A 19,556-nucleotide genomic window follows, 5' to 3' on the forward strand; every position below is an offset into this window, starting at 1 on the left:
GCTATTCGCCGTCGGCCTCGGCGGACAGCCCCGCGTCCGCCGCACCCAGCAGCAAGGCGGCCGCCTCGCCCGGCAAGGCTTCCACGGATTTCAGTTTGCGCGCCATCTGCCGGCTGCGCACTTCCGCGCTTTCGATATTCTTCGCCGCCTTTTCCAGGGTCAGCCGGGTTTGCGACAGCACGTCGCCGAACTTGCCGAATTCCGTCTTGACGGCGCCCAGCACTTGCCACACTTCCGACGAGCGTTTTTCCAGCGCCAGGGTGCGGAAACCCATCTGCAGGCTGTTGAGCAAAGCCGTCAGGGTGGACGGTCCGGCGATGCTGACCCGGTGCAGGCGCTGCAATTCGTCGGCCAGTCCCGGCCGGCGCATCACTTCCGCATACAAGCCTTCCGTGGGCAGGAACAGGATGGCAAAGTCGGTGGTCAGCGGCGGCGCCAGGTATTTCTCGGCGATGGTTTTCGCCTCGCCCCGCACGGCGCGTTCCAGCTCGCGGCCGGCGACGGCCACGCCGTCCGCATCGGCCCGCTCGGCCGCGTCGACCAGGCGCTCGTATTGTTCCTTGGGGAATTTCGCATCGATGGGCATCCACACGGGCGGCCCACCGTCGACCATGCCCGGCAACTTCAGGGCGAATTCCACGCGTGCGCCGCTGCCCGGCAGCGTTTCCACGTTCTTCGCGTACTGGTCGACAGTGAGTACCTGCTCCAGCAGCATTTCCAGCTGCACTTCACCCCAGGTGCCGCGCGTCTTCACATTAGTAAGCACCCGCTTCAGATCGCCCACGCCCAGCGCCAGCTGCTGCATTTCACCGAGGCCCTGGTGGACTTTTTCCAGCCGCTCCGACACTTGCTGGAACGACGCACTAAGGCGCGTTTCCAGCGTGGCATGCAGTTTTTCATCGACCGTCTTGCGCATCTCTTCCAGGCGCGCGCCATTGTCGGCCTGCAAGTCACGGATCTTGTTTTCCAGGGTGGCGCGCACTTCCAGCATGCGCTGCGCATTCGATTCGGTCAGCTGGGCCAGGGTCTGATTCGTGCTCTCGGCAAAACGCGCCAGGCTTTGCGCCTGCTCTTCGCGCCCGACTTTCCCCTGCGCCTGCATCTGCGTGCGCAGGCTGTCGAGCTGCTGCAGAGTCGCCGCCTGGAATTGCGCCAGGCCGGCCGCCAGGTCTTGCCGCGTGGCTTGCGCCGACGCCTGCAGCTGCAGCCGCACTTCGCGCTCGACCCGGTCGATGCGTTCCAGGCTTTGCTGCTGGTGCTGCTGCACCAGCGCCAGCGTGGTGGCGCCATCGCCGGCCGCGCCACGCGGGCGCAGCAACAGCAAGAGCAACAGGACAATGGCGACGATGGCGGCGCCCAGCAGGCTGTAAAACTCGATTGGGCTCATGGGTGTCAGTCAGGTTTGTTGCGCATCCAGTCGGCCGTCTGATAGAACGATTCCATCAGGCGCACGCGCAAGGATTCTTCGATGCCGGTGTCTTCCATGGCCCAGGCCATGGCGCGCAGCCACTGGTCGCGCTCGCTGGTGCCGATGGCGTAAGGCAAGTGGCGCGCACGCAGGCGTGGGTGGCCGAATTTCTCGATATACAAGTCCGGCCCACCCATCCAGCCCGTCAGGAAGAAATACAGCTTGTCGCGCGAACCGTCCGTCGATGGCGGATGCATGACGCGGATGCCAGCGAACTCGGGCTCAAGTTCCATCAGATCATAAAAACGGTCGACCATTTCGCGCAGCACGGGGGCGCCGCCGATGGTCTCGTACAGGGTGGGAGCAGTGGTATCAGTCATGGCCGCCATGATAGCGCAAGCGCCGGCGGCCCACGCGGCGCCCGCTGTCACTGCCACAATAAATGGCAATTTACTTGACCTATCAAGCTTATATCAACTACCATGCAATTTTTAAACCACGGACAAAATGACCATGCCAAGCGCTATCGACACTCCTTTGCTGCGCAATAGCAACTTCCGCTGGCTGCTGGGCGGCGGCCTCATTTCCATGTTGGGCGACCAGTTCAGCATGCTGGCCCTGCCGTGGCTGGTGCTGAGCCTGACGGGCGATAGCCTCAGCCTGGGCATCGCCGTGGCCCTGATGGGCGCACCGCGCGCCGTACTCATCTTGCTGGGCGGCACCGTCGCCGACCGTTATTCGCCCCGGCGCGTGCTACTTCTGAGCAAATATGCGAACGCGGTCATCCTGCTGGCGCTGGCGGGACTGCTGATGCTGGACCAGGCCAGCCTGGCGCTGGCGTATGCGGCCGCGCTGGCGCTGGGCATCGCGTCCGCCTTCGCTATCCCGGCCGGCACGGCCATCCTGCCGCAAGCCGTGCCGCCGCAAGCGCTGCAGAACGCCAATGGCTTGCAGATGGGCGCGCGCCAGTTGTCGCTGCTGGCCGGCCCCCTGCTGGCGGCGCTGGTGCTCGGCACCCACGAGGGCGGGCAGAAAACCCCCATGGCGGCGCTGGCCGCCGCCTTTGCCATCGATGCGCTGACGTTTGTGTTTTCCGCCTGGACCTTGCGGCAAGTCACTTTGCGGCCACTGGCCGTGGCGGCGGCGCAAGGCATGTGGCGCGACATGGCGGCGGGCCTGTCCATGGTATGGCGCGACATGCCCTTGCGCAGCTGCTATATCTACTGGGCGGTGGTGGCCTTCTTCGTCATGGGGCCGCTGCAAGTGGCCTTGCCCGTGCTGGCCAGCGAGCGCCTGCACGGCGCCGCGGCGCTGGGACTGCTGATGGGCGCGCACGGCGCCGGCACCCTGGCCGGCATGCTGGCATCCAGCCTGGGCGGCGCCTGGCTGCGCCGCCGCTTCGGCGCCACCCTGCTGGCCGTTGACGCCATTGTCGCCATCCTGTTGATGGCGCTGGGACAAATCGAAACAGCCTGGCAAGGCGCGGCCTTGCTGGCCGTCACCGGCCTGCTGGGCGGCTATGTGCAGGTGGCCATCTTTACCTGGATACAGCGGCGCGTGGCGCCCGCCATGCTGGGCCGGGCGATGGCCGTGTTCATGGGCATCTTCCTGGGCCTGGCGCCCCTGTCGGCGGCGATCACGGGCGCGTTGCTGCGCCACCTGAGCGTGGGCGAACTGTTCTGCGCCGGCGGCGCCCTGCTGCTGGCCGCCGCCATCGCCGCCGCCCTGCTCACTGACATTGCGCGCATCGCGGCAACCGATTACGTCACCCAACCTTGAGGAAATCACAGCATGGATAAAACACGACAAACGGCCCTGAAAGCGGCCTACCGGCAACAAGCGCCAGCGCTAGGCATCATCGCCCTGCGCCACCTGCCCAGCGGGCACACCCTGCTCGAACGCAGCCGCAACGCGCCCGGCGCGCTGAACCGCCACCGCTTCGAACTCGCGCTGGGCACGCACCGCAACGCCCGCTTGCAGGCGGACTGGCGACGCGATGGCGCGGTGGCCTTCCGCTTCGACATCATCGACAGCGTCAAGGCATCGGGCGATCCCGCCTTCGATGCGGAGGCCGAACTCGACGCCCTGCTGGCCCTGCACCGCGCACAGTGGCTGGAACAGGGGCAGCCACTGTATTGAGCAGGTTTGCTTTACACTTGCGTACTCAAGCACTACGCAGCCAACACCAGGAAAACCATGACCGATCACACATCCCCGCCGCCAGACGGCGCCAGCGCGCTGGACTTTTGCCTGCGCCTGGCGCGTGCCCAGGCGCTCATCGTGCGCCGCTTCGACAGCATCCTGGGCAATCTGCACGGCCTGAGCTTTGGCGATTATCAATTGCTGTACCACTTGCAGCGCGCACCCGGTGCGCGCCTGCGCCGCATCGACCTGGCCGAGCGCCTGGCGCTGACGGCGTCCGGCATTACGCGCTCGCTGATGCCGCTGGAAAAAATCGGCCTGGTGGCGCGCCAGGCCGATGCGCGCGACGCCCGCGTCGGCTATGCCGTCATCACGGAGGCGGGCCAAGCCCTGCTGATCCATGCCGATGCGACGGCGCAGGCGCTGGGTCAGGAATTGCTGGGCAGCGCCAGCGCGCAGCAGCTGGCACCGCTGTCCCTGCTTCTGGCCGGCATCGCCGGCAGCCAGCCCGGCAACGGCTGACGCGCACCCCTTACACCAGCGCCAGCTTGCGCAAACGCCGCGTCGACGGCCAGCGCGCCATGCCCGTCTCGTCGCGGATGGCGGCGCAGGCGGCCAGCACTCTGGCGCACTCGTCCTCGCGCAAGCCCGCATTCAGGGTCAGGCGTACCAGCGAACGGTTCTTCGGCGTGGCCGGCGCGCAGAACACGGCGCCGTAGATGCCGTGCCGCTCCAGCGCCTTGCGCAGGATCAGGGTATCGGGTTCGCTACCCGCTTCCAGCGCGATGATTTGCTCGGTGCCGTCGCTGACGTTGTAGCCGAGATCCATCAAGCCCTGGCGCAGCTGCACGCTGTGGCGGCGCAAGGCGGCGCGGCGGGCATCGGCGGCGCGGATGAAGTCCAGCGCCGCATCGAACCACGCCAGCTCGTGTTCCAGCAGGCAGGAGCTGAAGATGGCTGGCCGCGAGGCGGACAGGAAATAGCCCTTGAAGCGGGCCGAACAGGTGATCAGCCCCGCGCGCCCGGCAAACGCCTTGGCCAGCGACGCCGTGCGGAAATGCACGCGCCCGGCCAGGCCCAGCTCCGCCACCAGGCCTGCGCCCTGCGGGCCGTGCGTGCCCAGCGAGTGCGACTCGTCGACGATCAGCATGCTGCCGCTGCGCTCGGCGATTTCCACCATGTCCAGCAGAGGTGCCACGCTGCCATTCGTGCTGTACAGCGCATCGACGACGATGATGCCGGGGCCATGCTTGTCGATCTGGCGCTGCAGGTGGGCGCCATCGTTGTGCAGGAAGGCCAAGGGCATGGCTTGCGCCGATTGCACCCCTTCCCACAGCGAGGCGTGCGCCTGCATGTCCAGGTAGACGGGGATGCCGGGCCCGGCCAGGCTTTGCAGCAAGCCCACGTTGGCGGCCCAGCCCGACTGCGCCAGCACGCAGGCTTCGCTGCCGAGATAGTCCGCGAATTTTTGTTCGAGCCGGTGCTGGCGGCTGCCTTCCTGCAGGAACACGGACGACATCAGCATGGCGCCGCCTCCCTGCAAGACGCGCGCCTGGGCCGCCAGCAGCACGGTCTCGCCGGCGATATTCAGGTAATCATTACCTGCCAGCATGACCGCACGCGCGGGCATGGCTTGCCATTCGTGCAGGTGTTCGCCACCGAGCAGCTTCTCGATGCGCTCGACGTAATGTTCATCCATGCGTGCGCGCACGAAGGCAGGCATCTGTTGTTCGGCATGGATGGCGGGGGACGACAGGGGGAAAAGGGCGTGTGACATAGGGACTCCTGATTGGTTGCGAGGGAACTACCGCGTCCAACATGCGCGAGCCATCCGGCAAGAGATTGATACAGCTCAACAGTTATGCCGATATTCTGCTGATAAGGAGGGAAGCCGCCGATCATGTTGCATTGACACGCCTCAACGAACATGTCCCTGATCATGATGCACGTGCAGTCCCCTTCCGGAAAATGGTGGCAAGGCAAGCTGCTCCAGCCTTTCCTGCATTTCCACGACGCCATCGAACACACACCCGTGCGACGCGCGCAGGTGCGCACCCTGGCCGTCATCGGCGCGCTGGGCATGCCCCTGTACTACGCGCTGTGGCATTATTTTTTTCCGCAAGAATACGAATCGCCGCTGCTGCGCACGGTGGCGGCACTGCTGTTCCTGCCCGCGCTGTGGCCCGACCGCTTCAGCAATACCTGGTTCAGCGTGTACCTGTTCCTGGGGCTGACCTTCGAACTGCCGTTTTTCTTCACGTACATGTTCCTGATGAACCACGCCTCGTCACTGTGGATGCATTCACTGCTGGTGGCGCTGATCGTGCTGTTTCATTTCGATACGCGCATCGCCGTGCTGGCCTACCTGAGCGGCACCCTGCTGGCCTGCCTGGCGTTTGCCGTGTTTGGTGATCCCGCTTTTTTACTCAGCGGCGACGTCTTGCAGCAATTGCCCGTGCACTGGTTCACGATAGCCGTGCTGTCCGTGGTCAAGGTGGGGCGCCATGTGGGCGCACAAGAGAAACTGGCCGGGCTGGCAGCGGGACTGGGCAGCGTGGCGCACGAATTGCGCACGCCCCTCGTCAGCGTCGAGGCGAACGTGCGCGGGCTGCAGCGCAAGCTGCAAGACCAGCCGCCCGACGCAGCCAGCCTGGAAGCGCTGGCGCGCATCCAGTTCGAAGTGCGCCACATGCACCACATGATCGATCTGTTCCTGCTCAGCGCCAGCGCCGTCAACCGCAAGCTTGAAGCCAACGAAGCTGTGGCCATGCACGACAGCGTGGCGGCCGTGCTGCGCCGCTATCCATTTACCAGCACGGCCCAGCGCGAGATCGTCAAGGTCGAGGTGCGCGCCGATTTCACCTTTCCCGGCCAGTCGGAACTGTGCGTGGTGATCCTGCTGAACCTGCTGCGCAATGCATTGAAAAGCATCCACCGCGCCGGCAAGGGCCGCGTGCGCATCATCATCGATGGCGCCCATCCCGTGCCGCGCCTGCTGTTCATCGACACGGGCTGCGGCATCGCGGCCAACCGCCTGCCGCTGATCTTCGACCGTTTCTATTCGTATCCTGCGCACAACGGCAGCGGCATCGGCCTGACCCTGTGCCGGCAAATCATGCAAGCCTGGCAGGCACGCATCCGCTGCGTGGCGCGCGAAGGCGCCTATGCCATCTTCGTGCTGGAATTTCCCCAGCCCCTGCCCGTGCCCACGCACACCCGTTTTCCATCCATCCACCGCGCGAGGTGACGCATGCAACTGCCCGTCTACACCCATCCGACCCTGACCGTATTGATCGACGACAGCGATTCCTTCCTGAAAAGCCTGGCATTCCAGCTCAACCCTGGCCTGGCGCGCAAGACGTTCCACGACACCAGCAGCGCCTTGCACTGGCTGCGCCACAGCACGCAACTGGGCGAGACACCGCTGCACGTCAATTTCGACACGCAAAACCTGCCGCCCGACCAGTGCAACGTGGCGCTCGACCTCGAACGCATCTGGCGCATCAGCGGCCAGGCGCAGCGCTTTGCCGTGCCCTCCGTGCTGGTGATCGATTATTCGATGCCGCAGATGAATGGCCTGGAATTTTGCCAGGCCGTGCGCGACTTGCCGTGCAAGAAGATTTTATTTACGGGGGCGGCCGATGAAAAAGTAGCCGTCACGGCCTTCAACCGGGGCTTGATCGACCGCTACATCAAGAAGAGCGACGACGATGCGCTCGATATCCTGGAACTGGAAATCGTTGCCCTGCAACGCGAATTCTTCCTGCAGCAATCGGACACCGTACGCGACCTGCTATTACTGCACGACTATGCTTTCCTGCAAGACGAAGCCCTGGCCGCCGTCGTGCACGAGCTGTGCCAGCGCCATGGCTTCGTCGAGTTCTACATCTTTCCCAATCCCTGCGGCATCCTGTTCTTCACGCGCGATGGCCATGCCAGGCTGATGATCATCGAGACGGAGCGCAGCCTGCACACGCAATATGAAATGGCGCGCGACAACGACGCACCGGAATCCCTGCTGTTGGCCCTGCTGGAAATGCGCGTGATCCCGTACTTTTCCGACGCCGACAGCGACGGCATGTATTCCAGCCAGATCGGCGAAAACTGGTTCCGCTATTGCGCCGCCCCCACCATCTGCCTGGGCCGGGTGACATATTTCTGGGCCCTGTTCGACGTCCCGCCGCACCAGCTGGGGCAGCCGGTCATGTCTTACGCGCAATTTTTGCGCGCGGGCGCGGGCGACAGCGTCAGCGCGTAGTTGGCAACTCAGCCTTCCCGTAGCGTTTGCAGCGGCGGATGTTTGAGCACGTTACGCAGTCCCAGCCAGCCGCCAGCGATGGCGCACAGGGCGCCGGCCAGCAGGCCGAAGGCCCACACGCCCGGTGCGAAGCTCCATGCGAACTTGAACTGGTACGTGGCCAGGGCCCAGCCCATGGCCGCCGCGCCCGTGGCCGCCAGCAAGCCGGCCAGCGCGCCCACGAGGGAGAATTCGATCAGCTGCGCCTGCGCCAGCTGGCGCCGCGTGGCGCCCAGCGCGCGCAGCAGGCCCGCTTCGCGCGTGCGCTCGTCCTGCGAACCCATCAGCGCCGCATACAGCACCAGCAAGCCCGATGCCAGCGTAAACGCGAAGAGGAATTCGACGGCCGTGACCACCTGGTCCAGCACGCCCTGGATCTGTTTCAGCACGCCGCCCACGTCGACCACCGTCAAATTCGGATAGTCGCGCAGCAAGGCATTGCCCAGGTCCGCCTGCGCCGGTGGCAGGTGAAACGCCGTGATCCACGTCTGCGGCGTGTCCGCCATGGCGGCCGGGTTGATGATGACAAAGAAATTGACGCGCATCGAACCCCACTCCAGCTTGCGTAGACTCGTGATCGCCGCCTCCACGCTCTGGCCGGCGATGTCGAAGCGCAGCTTGTCGCCCAGTTTCAGTTTCAATGTCTTGGCGATGCCCTCTTCCACCGACGCCTCAGCCGGCGCACCGGGCGCATTGGCGAACCACTTGCCGGCCACGAGCTTGTTTTCTTCCTGCATCGTGGCCATCGTCGACAGGTTGAATTCGCGCTCGGCCAGGCCCTTGGCGCGGTCATCCTCGTAGGTGGTTTCCGTGATGGCGTTGCCATTCACGGCCACCAGGCGCCCGCGTATCATCGGATACAAAGGTGCGTTGGCCACGCCGGCCTGCGCCAGGCGCGCGGCGATCGGGTCTTTTTGCTCGGGCAGGATATTGATCATGAAGCGGTTCGGCGCGTCCGGCGGCGTGGCGTTGCGCCAGGCCACCATCAAGTCGCCACGCACCACCGTCAGCAGCAGCAAGGCCATCAGGCCCAGCGCCAGCGACACCACCTGGATCACGGTGGCGCCCGGACGGCGCTGCAAGGACGTGACGGCGAAGCGCCAGCCCTGGTGATTGAAGGCGCCGCGCAGGGTTTTCAGCGATTTGATGCCCAGCCAGCCGGCCAGGCCGAACAGGGCGAAGCCGCCCAGGAAGCCGGCCGCCGTCAGCAGCGCCAGTTTCACGTCGCCCGCCTGCCACAGCAGCAGCACGACAAAGGCGGCGATGCCCAGGCCATACGTGGCCAGGGCCAGCGCCTGCGGCGGCTCCTGCTCGCGGCGGATCACGCGGTTGTGCGGTACATTGCGCAACTGCAAAATCGGCGGCAGGGCAAAGCCCAGCAGCAACAGCATGCCGGTGGCCACGCCCTGCAGCGCGGGCAGCAGGGAGACGGGCGGCAAGTCGCTCTGCACCAGCTTGCCCAACAGCTCCAGCAGCACCAGGTGGCCGCCGAAGCCCACCATCACGCCGACCACGCTGCCGGCCAGGCCCACCAGTAAAAATTCGATCACGTACATGGCCGTGACCTGGTTTTGCCTCAAGCCCAGGCAGCGCAGCATGGCGCAGGCATCCAGGTGGCGCAGCATGAAGCGGCGCGCCGCCATCGCCACAGCGACGGCGGCCAGCATGGCCGACAGCAAGCCGACCAGCGACAGGAAACGGTCGGCGCGGTCCAAGGTCGATTGCATCTGCGGACTACCCGATTCCAGCGATTCGATGCGCACACCTTTGATGGCCTGCGTCTTGATCTGGCTTTCCAGCCAGGCTTGATATTGCGCAAGCTCGGCTGCCTTGGCGGGCGGCGCCGACAGCAGCAGCCGGTACGATACGCGCGAGCCGTTCTGCACCAGCGCCGTGGCGGCCAGGTCGCTCAAGGGCAGCATCACGCGGGGGGCGAAGTTCAAAAAGGAAGCGCCCCGGTCCGGTTCGCTGGCGATCAGTTGCGTGACCGTAAAGGCCTTGTCGCCCAGGGTCAAGGTGTCGCCCAGCTTGGCGTTCAGGCTGGACAAAATCGCCGCATCGACCCACAGGGTGCCGGACGCCGGCACCTGGTCCGTTGGCCGTCCCACGGCATCCTGCGCTTCGGTGGGGTTGGTGGTGATTTTCAGCTTGCCCCGCTGCGGGTAGCCCGGTGAAACGGCCTTGATGGACGCCAGTTGCGACAGCGACTGCTCGCCTTCTCCCGCCTGCGCCATGCTGGGAAACGTCACCGTATCGGCCAGGATAAAACCGCGCTTCTGCGCTTCGGCGCGCCACGCCGCATTGACGGGCTGGTCGGCGCTGATGACCAGATCGGCCCCCAGCAGCTGGTGCGCGTCGCGGTTCAGGCCCGCGCGCAGGCGGTCGACGAAGAAGCCCACGGCCGACAGGGCCGCCACGGCCACGATCAGGGCGACGAGCAGGAAACGCAGTTGCCCGGCGCGCCAGTCGCGGCCGGTCATTTTCAGGGAGAGGCGGAACATGGGCGGCGGGTCTTTATTAAGATTTACTGCGCGGCGCCGTGGGCGGCGGCGTGCCGGGCGAAATACGCATCGACGGTGGCGAGGAAGGCGTCTTTTTGCGCCTGCGGCAGGAAAGCGGCAATAAAACCGTTGCGCGCCAGGCGCTGCGCGTGGGACAGGCCCAGCGGCAGCGCGTCGAAGATGGCGTCGAAGTTATCGTTCATGTAGCCGCCGAAATACGCGGGGTCGTCCGAGTTCACCGTCACGAGCAGGCCCGCGTCGAGCAATTGCACCAGGTTATGGTCATGCATCTGGTCGAACACGCGCAGCTTGGTGTTCGACAAGGGGCAGACGGTCAGCGCGATCTGTTCGCGCGCCAGGCGGGCCGTCAGTTCCGCGTCTTCCAGGCAGCGCACGCCATGATCGATGCGTTCGACTTTTAAGTCGTCGAGCGCCGTGCGGATGTAGGCTGGCGGACCTTCCTCACCCGCGTGGGCCACCAGGTGCAGACCCAGCTCGCGGCAACGGGCAAACACGCGCGAGAATTTCTCGGGCGGGTTGCCCACTTCCGAGGAATCGAGACCGATGCCGATGAATTTGTCGCGGTGCGGCAGCGCGTCTTCCAGGGTCTCGAACGCTTCTTCCTCGCTCAGGTGGCGCAGGAAACACAGGATCAGGGCCGCGCTGACGGGGCTGTCCTGGCAGGCGCGATGGATGCCGTTGATCACATCGGCGATGGCCACGCCGCGCGCCGTGTGCGTTTGCGGGTCGAAGAAGATTTCCGTGTGCAGCACGTTATCGGCTTCGGCGCGGCGCAGGTAGGCTTGCGTCATGTCATAGAAATCCTGCTCTTTCAAGAGCACGCTTGCGCCAGCGTAATAAATGTCGAGAAAAGACTGTAAATCCGTAAAAGCATAGGCGCTGCGCAAGTGTTCTACCGATTCATAGCCCAGCGGCACGCCATTGCGCTCGGCCAGTGCGAAAATCAGTTCTGGTTCCAGCGAGCCTTCGATATGGATATGCAACTCGGCCTTCGGCATGCCGCGGACGATCGCGCGCAATTGGGGGTTCATCATGGGGGTTCCTCATAGGGTGACGATAACAATGCTGGCTCGCGCACGCGCACGCGCGGCGCGCAGGGCCATCAGACATGCAGGCATCTTAGCGCAAGATGGCCGGCCGCACCGGCGAGCGGCCGCCGTGGCGCCGGCGACAGCAGCGCCATGGCTGGCACCGGCACGCGCTGGCGAATTGTCGTATGATGGTTTAAAAGGTACAAAAAGGTTCATTGAAATCGATGAAAAATTTGATGATTTATCCAATTAAATCAACAATTTACAAACAAGTATTAAGGATATGCTGACATATCTTTTGACTTCCTGATCCTTTAGAGCAATAATAAATTTCATGGGGTAATGGTAGGTGCAACAAGCGCTATCAACAGTGAAAAAAAGCCGGCTGGCCACGTCAGCGCACGGCATCAAGCGCCAGTTTTTTGGTCCGGGCAATCCGGACTCGCAAAGACAGCCGGGCTTGAAACAACAATAAAAATCGGTATGGGGTACAGGAAAAGTTCAGACGGCAAGCCCAGGCGAGTGCCAGGCGGGCGGCCATGGTGACTGGCAGTACAGGTTTACATTAAAGGACATTGACATGACCATTTTTGATAACTATGCAGCACGCTACGAGCGCACCCGCGAAGAGGAAATGTCGCTCACCGAATACCTGGCCCTGTGCAAGAAGGACAAGCTGACGTATGCCAGCGCGCCCGAACGCATGCTGGCCGCCATCGGCGAGCCGCAACTGGTCGACACGCGCAACGACACGCGCCTGTCGCGTATCTTCGCCAACAAGGTGATCAAGATCTATCCCGCCTTCCGCGAGTTCTACGGCACCGAGGAAGTGATCGAGCAAGTCGTCTCGTATTTCCGCCACGCGGCGCAAGGCCTGGAAGAACGCAAGCAGATCCTGTATCTGCTGGGGCCTGTCGGCGGCGGCAAGTCGTCGATCGCGGAAAAACTCAAGTCGCTGATGGAACACGTGCCCTTCTATTGCCTGAAAGGCTCGCCCGTCAACGAATCGCCTCTAGGCCTGTTCAACGAGCAAGAAGACGGCACCATCCTGGAAGAGGATTACGGCATCCCGCGCCGCTACCTGCGCAACATCCCCAGCCCGTGGGCCGTGAAGCGCCTGCATGAATACAATGGCGACATCAACCAGTTCCGCGTCGTCAAGCGCTATCCGTCCGTGCTGAAACAGATCGCCATCTCGAAAACGGAACCGGGCGACGAGAACAACCAGGATATTTCCTCGCTGGTGGGCAAGGTCGACATCCGCAAGCTGGAAGACTATGCGCAGGACGACCCGGACGCCTACAGCTATTCGGGCGGCCTGTGCCTGGCCAACCAGGGCTTGATGGAATTCGTGGAAATGTTCAAGGCGCCGATCAAGGTGCTGCATCCGCTGCTGACGGCCACGCAAGAAGGCAATTACAAGGGCACGGAAGGTTTTGGCGCGATTCCGTTCGACGGCATCATCCTGGCCCACTCGAACGAGTCGGAATGGAAGACCTTTAAAAACAACCGCAACAACGAGGCCTTCCTTGACCGTATCTATATCGTCAAGGTGCCGTACTGCCTGCGCGTGACCGATGAAATCAAGATCTACGACAAGCTGGTGGCCAATTCCTCGCTCGTCAAGGCCCCGTGCGCGCCCGGCACCCTGCGCATGATGGCGCAGTTCGCCATCCTGTCACGCCTGAAAGACCCGGAAAATTCCAGCATTTTCTCGAAGATGCTCGTCTACGATGGCGAAAACCTCAAGGATACGGACCCGAAAGCCAAATCCATGCACGAATACGTCGATTACGCGGGCGTGGACGAGGGCATGAACGGCCTGTCGACGCGCTTTGCCTTCAAGATCCTGTCGAAAGTGTTCAACTTTGACAATTCCGAAGTGGCCGCCAATCCCGTGCACTTATTATATGTACTGGAACAGCAGGTCGAGCGCGAGCAGTTCGCGCCGGAACTCGAGCAGCGCTACTTCTCCTATATTAAGGAGCACCTGGCGCAGCGCTATGTGGAATTCATCGGCAAGGAGATCCAGACGGCTTACCTGGAAAGCTATTCGGAATACGGCCAGAACATTTTCGACCGCTACGTGACGTTTGCCGATTTCTGGATACAGGACCAGGAATACCGCGATCCGGACACGGGCGAGAGCTTCGACCGCGAATCGCTGAACAATGAGCTGGAAAAGATCGAGAAACCGGCGGGCATTTCCAATCCGAAGGATTTCCGCAATGAAATCGTGAACTTCGGGCTGCGCGCGCGGGCCTCGAACGGCGGCAAGAATCCCGCCTGGACCAGCTATGAAAAGTTCCGCACCGTGATCGAAAAGAAAATGTTCTCGAATACGGAGGAATTGCTGCCCGTGATTTCCTTCAATGCCAAGGCCAGCGCCGACGATGCCAACAAGCACGCCGACTTCGTGGCCCGCATGGTGGAAAAAGGCTATACGGCCAAGCAGGTACGCCTGTTATGCGAATGGTACTTGCGCGTACGCAAGTCATCCTAGCGCGGACAGCGGAGGCGCGCTCCCGCCCGGCGACTGGCGGGGCGCGCAAGACGAGAGGCAAGGAGGCACCCTTTGACATACCTCATCGACAGGCGCTTGCAAAGCAAGAATAAATCCGCCGTCAACCGCGAGCGTTTCCTGCGGCGTTACAAGGGCCAGATCAAGGATGCCGTGGGGCGCGCCATCAAGGGGCGCTCGATCACGGACGTCGAGAATGGCGAGAAGGTCAGCATCCCCGTCAAGGACGTGGGCGAACCGTCGTTCGGCCACGCGCATGGGGGCGTATGGGAAGTGGTTAATCCCGGCAACAAGGAATACCTGAAAGGCGACCAGATCGCCCGGCCGAAAGGCGGCGGTGGCAGTGGGCGGGGCAAGGCGGGCAATAGCGACGAGACGACGGAAGACGACTTCATCTTCGAATTGTCGCGCGAAGAATTCATGAATTATTTCTTCGAGGACCTGGAATTGCCGCACATGGTGAAAACCCAGTTGACGGCCACCACGGAATTCAAGAACCAGCGCGCCGGCTACAATATGTCGGGCACGCCATCGAACATCCATGTGCTGCGTTCCCTGCGCGGCGCGCTGGGCCGGCGCATCGCCGTCGGCGGCGGCGCCCGCAAGCAGCTGGCGCAGGCCGAGGAAGACCTGGCCGAACTGCTGCACGAAGGCGCACCCGACAGCGACCCGCTGGTGGTGGAGCTGCGCCGCGTGATCCACCACCTGCACACGCGCCTGCTGGCGATTCCCTTCATCGATCCGTTCGACTTGCGCTACAGCAACCGCATCAAGGTGCCCAAGCCGATGACGCAAGCCGTCATGTTCTGCATCATGGACGTCTCCGGTTCCATGGACGAATCGCGCAAGGACACGGCCAAGCGCTTCTTCATCCTCCTGTATCTGTTCCTCAAGCGCGCCTACGACAAGATCGAGGTGGTCTTCATCCGCCACCATACGGCGGCGGCGGAAGTGGACGAGCATGAATTCTTCAATTCGCGCGAGTCGGGCGGCACCGTGGTGTCGTCCGCCCTGCACTTGCTCAATACCATCATCGACGAACGCTATGGCGCCGGGCAATGGAACAGCTATGTGGCGCAGGCGTCCGACGGCGATAACTGGGACAACGATTCCGTGCTGTGCCGCCAGTTGCTGATCAACACCATCCTGCCCAAGGTGCAGTACTACACCTATGTCGAGATCACCGACGGCCCGCAGCAAAACCTGTGGGAGCAATACGCGGGCGTGCTCGACCATCACGCCCATTTCGCCATGCAAAAGATCGTCACGCCGGCCGATATCTACCCGGTCTTCCGCGAACTGTTCAAGAAACAGGTGAAATGATGAGTGCAGCCTTTGACCGCGCCAGCAACACTCCGGGCGAACCGTTCGTGCGCCTGCGCCACCCGAACGCCCTGCCCGAGCAGTCGGAATGGACGTTCGAACTGATCGAGCAAATCCACGAGGAAATTCGCCGTGTGGCGAAACAGTTCGGCCTGGACACCTATCCGAACCAGCTGGAAATCATCACGGCCGAGCAGATGATGGATGCCTACACCTCGGTCGGCATGCCCGTCTCCTACAACCACTGGTCGTTCGGCAAACATTTTCTTTCCACCGAGAAAAGCTACAAGCGGGGCCAGATGGGCCTGGCCTACGAGATCGTCATCAACTCGAACCCGTGCATCGCCTATTTAATGGAGGAAAACAGCCTGACCATGCAGTCGCTGGTGATCGCGCATGCGGCCTACGGCCACAACTCCTTCTTCAAGGGCAACTATCTGTTCCGCGCCTGGACGGATGCGGACGCCATCATCGACTATATGGTGTTTGCCAAGAATTACATCGCCGAATGCGAGCAGCGCCATGGCGTCGATGCGGTGGAATTGCTGCTCGACTCGTGCCACGCCATCCAGAACTATGGCGTGGACCGCTACAAGCGCCCGGCGAAACTGTCGATGGCGAAGGAATATGCGCGCCAGAAAGAGCGCGAAGCCTATGTGCAGTCGCAGATCAACCAGTTGTGGCGCACCCTGCCCCGGCGCGAGGATGACGAGGACGAGGATGAGCAGCACAAGGCCGCCCCCCGCTTTCCGCCCGAAGCCGAGGAAAACCTGCTGTACTTTATAGAGAAGTACGCGCCGCTACTGGAACCGTGGCAGCGCGAGATGGTGCGCATCGTGCGCAAGATTTCCCAGTATTTCTATCCGCAGCGGCAAACCCAGGTCATGAACGAAGGCTGGGCCACCTTCTGGCACTACACGATATTGAACCAGCTGTACGACGAAGGCGTGGTGGGCGACGGCTTCATGATGGAATTCCTGAAAAGCCATACCAACGTGGTCTACCAGCCGCCCATCGACAGCCCGTATTACAACGGCATCAACCCGTATGCGCTGGGTTTTGCCATGATGAGCGACATCCGCCGCATCTGCGAGCATCCGACGGACGAAGACCGCGCCTGGTTCCCCGACATTGCCGGCAGCGACTGGCGCAAGAGCCTGGACTTTGCCATGCGCAATTTCAAGGATGAAAGCTTCATCGCCCAGTATCTGTCGCCGCGGCTGATCCGGGAATTCCATTTCTTTGCCGTCCTCGACGATGACAAGAATGAAAAACTGGCCATTTCCGCCATCCACGACGATGCCGGCTACCGCTACGTGCGCCAGCAGCTGGCCGAGCAGTACAACCTGGGCAACCGCGAGCCGAACATCCAGGTCTGGTCCGTGAACACGCGCGACGACAGGGCGCTGACCCTGCGCCACACGCAATTCCAGCGCCGCCCGCTGAACCAGCAGGCAGCCGAAGTGCTCAAGCACGTGGCTCGGCTGTGGGGCTTCGATGTGCACCTCGATACGGTTGATCCGCAAGGCGTCGTCCTGGGCACCCTGAATTGCCGGCGCGAGAAGCGCAACCGGCGCGACGATGCGCCGGCACGGCCATAAGTAATCTTCTTGGCAATTATTTTAGCAAGAATATAAGCACATCCTATGCCTATATAGGAATTCCGTATGGCCTGGCGACGTCGAAACGGCCGCCGGGAGCGTCTTTTTTGACCTGGGTGAAGTTCCTTTCGCACCCGATTGGTGCGCACGACTGGCCAAGTGGTCTGGTTCAGAGGCAAAACATTTCTCTCAAGAAATATTTTTCTCCAAATTTAGCGGTTTCCATATTGATTATCACGAAATATAATTCCGCCATATGGGCACATCGGAGAACTTAGCAGTGGTCACCCAAAACGGCTGTAAAAAACCGATAAGACCGCCTTTTTTTATGTCCGAAAGCGTGCAAAGATGACATAAGCAAGTACGTTTTCAGGGCGCAAAAGCGCCAAAAATTTAACCGGTTTTAGGCGTTAAAAATCTGTGTAAAATAAAGAATTCGTATGTATAATTCGGCGACGTCCCGGATACGGCTGGAGCTTTGTGTCGTCATTTTGGGGTTCAGTTGCAAGACAAGAGATGGTATTTGGAGAAAGCAGGCATGAATTTTTCGAACGAGAAAAGTCCCAAGAACTACACAGGCATAACCGTCGTTGTCCTGCTGCACGTTCTCGCGGCTTACGGGATCGCGACGGGCTTGGGCAAGCGGTTGGTCACCAAAATGATGGAACCGGTTGAAACCAAGATTATCGAGGAAGTCAAACCGCCTCCACCGAAGGATCTTCCACCGCCACCACCGCCGCCAGAAATGAAAGCGCCACCACCGCCATTCATTCCGCCAGTCGAGGTGAACGTGCAGCAGCCGCCACCACAGCAGAACGTGATCGCAAATACGACTGCCGTGAAGCCAGCCACGAATGTATTGGCACCGCCATCGCCGCCTGCACAGCCTGCGCCAACTCCTGGACCAGCCAAATCGGTGCGTACACCGGCCGTGGTTGACTTCAGTGTCTGCGAAAAACCGGCTTATCCAAAGTCGTCGCAGCGCAACGAGGAAACCGGTGTGGTGACACTGTCGTTCCTGATCGGTGTGGACGGCAAGGTCGCTGATTCGAAGATCGTGAAGTCCAGCGGCTTCAGAGACCTGGACAAAGCTGCGGTGCAAGGCATCAGCCGCTGTACATTTAAGCCGGCAACAGTTGACGGCAAGCCGGAACAAGGCTGGCAGCAAATGCAATACGTTTGGTCGCTGGATTAACACCCGAGACAGTTATCCCCTGTCTCACACCATGATTTCGTTGTCATTACGTTCAGCGATCTGTTATTTTTAATTTTGGAGGAAGCATGTTTAAGAATACCCGTTTGTCCGCATTTTTTGCCGCGGTTCTGTTGTCCGTCACCGCTACTACCGCTCTGGTAGCAGCTCCGGCATTCGCTGACGCGCCAGCATCGGCTGCCGCTTCGGCTCCTGCGGCAGACGCTGCACCAGCACCGGCACCAGTTGCCGCAGATGCAGCCGCTCCAGCAGCAGACGCAGCAGCTCCAGCCAAAACCGAAGAAGTGCACAACCCGTTCGGCCTGTCCGCAGTCTGGGACGGCGGCTTCGTGCCACGCGCTACCCTGATCATCCTGTCCATCATGTCGATCGGCAGCTGGTACATCATCATCACCAAGCTGCTGGATCAAATGAAGATCTTCAAGCAAGCCAAAGAAGCCGCTTCCAAATTCTGGAAAGCTCCTTCGATCGCTGCTGGTTCGGCAACCTTGAGCGAAGGCTCGCCATTCCGCTTCATCGCTGAATCGGGCACCAAGGCAACCGCACACCATGACGGCGCCCTGCTGGAACAAATCGATCTGTCGACCTGGGTGACGATGTCGATCCAGCGCGCTTCGGACAAAGTCCAATCGCGTCTGCAAGATGGCCTGTCGTTCCTGGCAACCGTTGGTTCGACCGCACCGTTTATCGGTCTGTTCGGTACCGTCTGGGGTATTTACGGCGCGCTGACCGCTATCGGCATGACCGGTAACGCATCGATCGATAAAGTGGCAGGCCCAGTTGGTGAAGCACTGATCATGACCGCTTTCGGTCTGCTGGTCGCCGTTCCTGCCGTTCTGGGTTACAACTGGCTGGTGCGTCGTAACAAATCCGCAATGGAAGACATCCGCTCGTTCAGCGCCGACGTTCACTCGGTACTGATCTCCGGCGCCATGTCGACCAGCGAAGCTGGCCGTGCTGCCGGCGCTAAAAAGATCGGATAAGAATCATGTCGATGTCCGTCGGCTCCGACAGCGGAGATGAAGATCAAGTAATGTCAGAAATCAACACGACGCCGCTCGTCGACATCATGTTGGTTTTGCTGATCATTTTCTTGATTACGAGTCCAGTTGTCCTCAAGCTGCAGAAAATCGATCTGCCGATTGAGGCCAATCAAGCCCTGCAAACCAAGCCAGAGAACGTTAACATCGTTGTTAACAAGGATGGCGAGATTTACCTGGGCCAGACCAGACTGAAAGACACGAACGAACTGTTCGATTATCTTAAAGTTGAAGCAGTGAAAGTACCGCAGCCGGAAGTACACGTTCGTGGCGACCAAGAAACACGCTACGAATCGATCGGCCGGGTTATTTACACGACCCAACGTGCCGGGATCCAGAAGGTCGGCTTCATCACCGAACCACCTGACAAGGGCTGATAGCGGCTGGCAGCGGCGTCCCGGCAACAAGGGGACGCCACTGCCGGAAGCTGACCGGGCGGCAGTTTCGCCCGGTGCTTC

Annotated in this window: 16 protein-coding genes; 11 read left to right on the forward strand and 5 right to left on the reverse strand. The window is 61.7% G+C overall.

Annotated features, from left to right (window positions below; translation table 11 throughout):
* Window position 1: 1 nt before the first annotated feature.
* Window positions 2–1,387, reverse strand: coding sequence for a DNA recombination protein RmuC (rmuC, locus tag O0882_RS03655; protein WP_289945423.1), 1,386 nt, complete (start codon window positions 1,385–1,387; stop codon window positions 2–4).
* 5 nt (window positions 1,388–1,392) lie between these two features.
* Window positions 1,393–1,788: a group II truncated hemoglobin gene (locus tag O0882_RS03660; RefSeq protein WP_034754244.1), complete on the reverse strand. Its 396-nt coding sequence runs from the start codon at window positions 1,786–1,788 to the stop codon at window positions 1,393–1,395.
* A 133-nt stretch (window positions 1,789–1,921) separates the two neighbouring features.
* On the opposite strand from O0882_RS03660, the gene O0882_RS03665 reads away from it, so the two are divergent.
* The 3 genes from O0882_RS03665 to O0882_RS03675 are packed head-to-tail and all read left to right on the forward strand — an operon-like array spanning window position 1,922 to window position 4,072.
* The gene (locus tag O0882_RS03665) at window positions 1,922–3,187 is read left to right on the forward strand and encodes an MFS transporter (protein ID WP_289945424.1); all 1,266 of its coding nucleotides are present in this window, start codon (window positions 1,922–1,924) and stop codon (window positions 3,185–3,187) included.
* Between the two features lie 12 nt (window positions 3,188–3,199).
* A complete protein-coding gene (locus tag O0882_RS03670; protein ID WP_289945425.1) occupies window positions 3,200–3,547 on the forward strand; it encodes a GIY-YIG nuclease family protein in 348 nt (115 codons plus the stop codon).
* Between the two features lie 57 nt (window positions 3,548–3,604).
* On the forward strand, window positions 3,605–4,072 hold the full coding sequence (locus O0882_RS03675; RefSeq protein ID WP_289945427.1) for a MarR family winged helix-turn-helix transcriptional regulator: 468 nt from the start codon (window positions 3,605–3,607) through the stop codon (window positions 4,070–4,072).
* Between the two features lie 10 nt (window positions 4,073–4,082).
* Here O0882_RS03675 and cqsA read toward each other — a convergent pair whose 3' ends face one another.
* Window positions 4,083–5,327, reverse strand: a complete 1,245-nt coding sequence (gene cqsA / locus O0882_RS03680) for an alpha-hydroxyketone-type quorum-sensing autoinducer synthase (RefSeq protein WP_289945428.1) — start codon at window positions 5,325–5,327, stop codon at window positions 4,083–4,085.
* 150 nt (window positions 5,328–5,477) lie between these two features.
* On the opposite strand from cqsA, the gene O0882_RS03685 reads away from it, so the two are divergent.
* Both O0882_RS03685 and O0882_RS03690 read left to right on the forward strand, forming a co-directional pair.
* Complete coding sequence (locus O0882_RS03685) at window positions 5,478–6,797, forward strand: HAMP domain-containing sensor histidine kinase (protein WP_289945430.1); 1,320 nt, start codon at window positions 5,478–5,480, stop codon at window positions 6,795–6,797.
* Window positions 6,798–6,800: 3 nt separating this feature from the next.
* Window positions 6,801–7,808, forward strand: coding sequence for a response regulator (locus tag O0882_RS03690; protein WP_289945432.1), 1,008 nt, complete (start codon window positions 6,801–6,803; stop codon window positions 7,806–7,808).
* 8 nt (window positions 7,809–7,816) lie between these two features.
* On the opposite strand, the gene O0882_RS03695 is transcribed toward O0882_RS03690, so the two are convergent.
* Both O0882_RS03695 and O0882_RS03700 read right to left on the reverse strand, forming a co-directional pair.
* Complete coding sequence (locus O0882_RS03695) at window positions 7,817–10,348, reverse strand: FtsX-like permease family protein (protein WP_289945434.1); 2,532 nt, start codon at window positions 10,346–10,348, stop codon at window positions 7,817–7,819.
* A 23-nt stretch (window positions 10,349–10,371) separates the two neighbouring features.
* Window positions 10,372–11,403, reverse strand: a complete 1,032-nt coding sequence (locus O0882_RS03700; protein ID WP_289945436.1) for an adenosine deaminase — start codon at window positions 11,401–11,403, stop codon at window positions 10,372–10,374.
* Window positions 11,404–11,980: 577 nt separating this feature from the next.
* Between O0882_RS03700 and O0882_RS03705 the strand changes: the two genes are divergently transcribed.
* The 6 genes from O0882_RS03705 (at window position 11,981) to O0882_RS03730 (ending at window position 19,475) form a co-directional block, all read left to right on the forward strand.
* Window positions 11,981–13,903, forward strand: a complete 1,923-nt coding sequence (locus O0882_RS03705; RefSeq protein WP_071075815.1) for a PrkA family serine protein kinase — start codon at window positions 11,981–11,983, stop codon at window positions 13,901–13,903.
* A 72-nt stretch (window positions 13,904–13,975) separates the two neighbouring features.
* Window positions 13,976–15,244, forward strand: a complete 1,269-nt coding sequence (locus O0882_RS03710) for a YeaH/YhbH family protein (protein ID WP_289945444.1) — start codon at window positions 13,976–13,978, stop codon at window positions 15,242–15,244.
* Window positions 15,244–16,845, forward strand: a complete 1,602-nt coding sequence (locus tag O0882_RS03715) for a SpoVR family protein (protein WP_289945445.1) — start codon at window positions 15,244–15,246, stop codon at window positions 16,843–16,845. The genes O0882_RS03710 and O0882_RS03715 overlap by 1 nt, the downstream gene beginning before the upstream one ends.
* Before the next feature lie 538 nt (window positions 16,846–17,383).
* A complete protein-coding gene (locus O0882_RS03720) occupies window positions 17,384–18,040 on the forward strand; it encodes an energy transducer TonB (protein ID WP_152250312.1) in 657 nt (218 codons plus the stop codon).
* Between the two features lie 86 nt (window positions 18,041–18,126).
* Window positions 18,127–19,041 (forward strand): MotA/TolQ/ExbB proton channel family protein, encoded by a 915-nt coding sequence (locus O0882_RS03725; protein WP_141170456.1) that lies wholly within the window; start codon window positions 18,127–18,129, stop codon window positions 19,039–19,041.
* A 5-nt stretch (window positions 19,042–19,046) separates the two neighbouring features.
* The gene (locus tag O0882_RS03730) at window positions 19,047–19,475 is read left to right on the forward strand and encodes a biopolymer transporter ExbD (RefSeq protein WP_071075811.1); all 429 of its coding nucleotides are present in this window, start codon (window positions 19,047–19,049) and stop codon (window positions 19,473–19,475) included.
* Window positions 19,476–19,556: the final 81 nt, after the last annotated feature.

It is taken from the genome of Janthinobacterium sp. SUN073 (assembly GCF_030397665.1).
Lineage (GTDB): Bacteria > Pseudomonadota > Gammaproteobacteria > Burkholderiales > Burkholderiaceae_D > Janthinobacterium.

Bases quoted from the DNA above. Each gene is read 5' to 3' on its own strand.
- O0882_RS03730 (WP_071075811.1), top strand. From the start codon at position 19,047: ATGTCGATGTCCGTCGGCTCCGACAGCGGAGATGAAGATCAAGTAATG.
- O0882_RS03715 (WP_289945445.1), top strand. From the start codon at position 15,244: ATGAGTGCAGCCTTTGACCGCGCCAGCAACACTCCGGGCGAACCGTTC.
- O0882_RS03695 (WP_289945434.1), bottom strand. From the start codon at position 10,348: ATGTTCCGCCTCTCCCTGAAAATGACCGGCCGCGACTGGCGCGCCGGG.
- O0882_RS03660 (WP_034754244.1), bottom strand. From the start codon at position 1,788: ATGACTGATACCACTGCTCCCACCCTGTACGAGACCATCGGCGGCGCC.
- cqsA (WP_289945428.1), bottom strand. From the start codon at position 5,327: ATGTCACACGCCCTTTTCCCCCTGTCGTCCCCCGCCATCCATGCCGAA.
- O0882_RS03685 (WP_289945430.1), top strand. From the start codon at position 5,478: ATGTCCCTGATCATGATGCACGTGCAGTCCCCTTCCGGAAAATGGTGG.
- O0882_RS03720 (WP_152250312.1), top strand. From the start codon at position 17,384: ATGAATTTTTCGAACGAGAAAAGTCCCAAGAACTACACAGGCATAACC.
- rmuC (WP_289945423.1), bottom strand. From the start codon at position 1,387: ATGAGCCCAATCGAGTTTTACAGCCTGCTGGGCGCCGCCATCGTCGCC.
- O0882_RS03690 (WP_289945432.1), top strand. From the start codon at position 6,801: ATGCAACTGCCCGTCTACACCCATCCGACCCTGACCGTATTGATCGAC.
- O0882_RS03700 (WP_289945436.1), bottom strand. From the start codon at position 11,403: ATGATGAACCCCCAATTGCGCGCGATCGTCCGCGGCATGCCGAAGGCC.
- O0882_RS03665 (WP_289945424.1), top strand. From the start codon at position 1,922: ATGCCAAGCGCTATCGACACTCCTTTGCTGCGCAATAGCAACTTCCGC.
- O0882_RS03675 (WP_289945427.1), top strand. From the start codon at position 3,605: ATGACCGATCACACATCCCCGCCGCCAGACGGCGCCAGCGCGCTGGAC.
- O0882_RS03705 (WP_071075815.1), top strand. From the start codon at position 11,981: ATGACCATTTTTGATAACTATGCAGCACGCTACGAGCGCACCCGCGAA.
- O0882_RS03670 (WP_289945425.1), top strand. From the start codon at position 3,200: ATGGATAAAACACGACAAACGGCCCTGAAAGCGGCCTACCGGCAACAA.
- O0882_RS03725 (WP_141170456.1), top strand. From the start codon at position 18,127: ATGTTTAAGAATACCCGTTTGTCCGCATTTTTTGCCGCGGTTCTGTTG.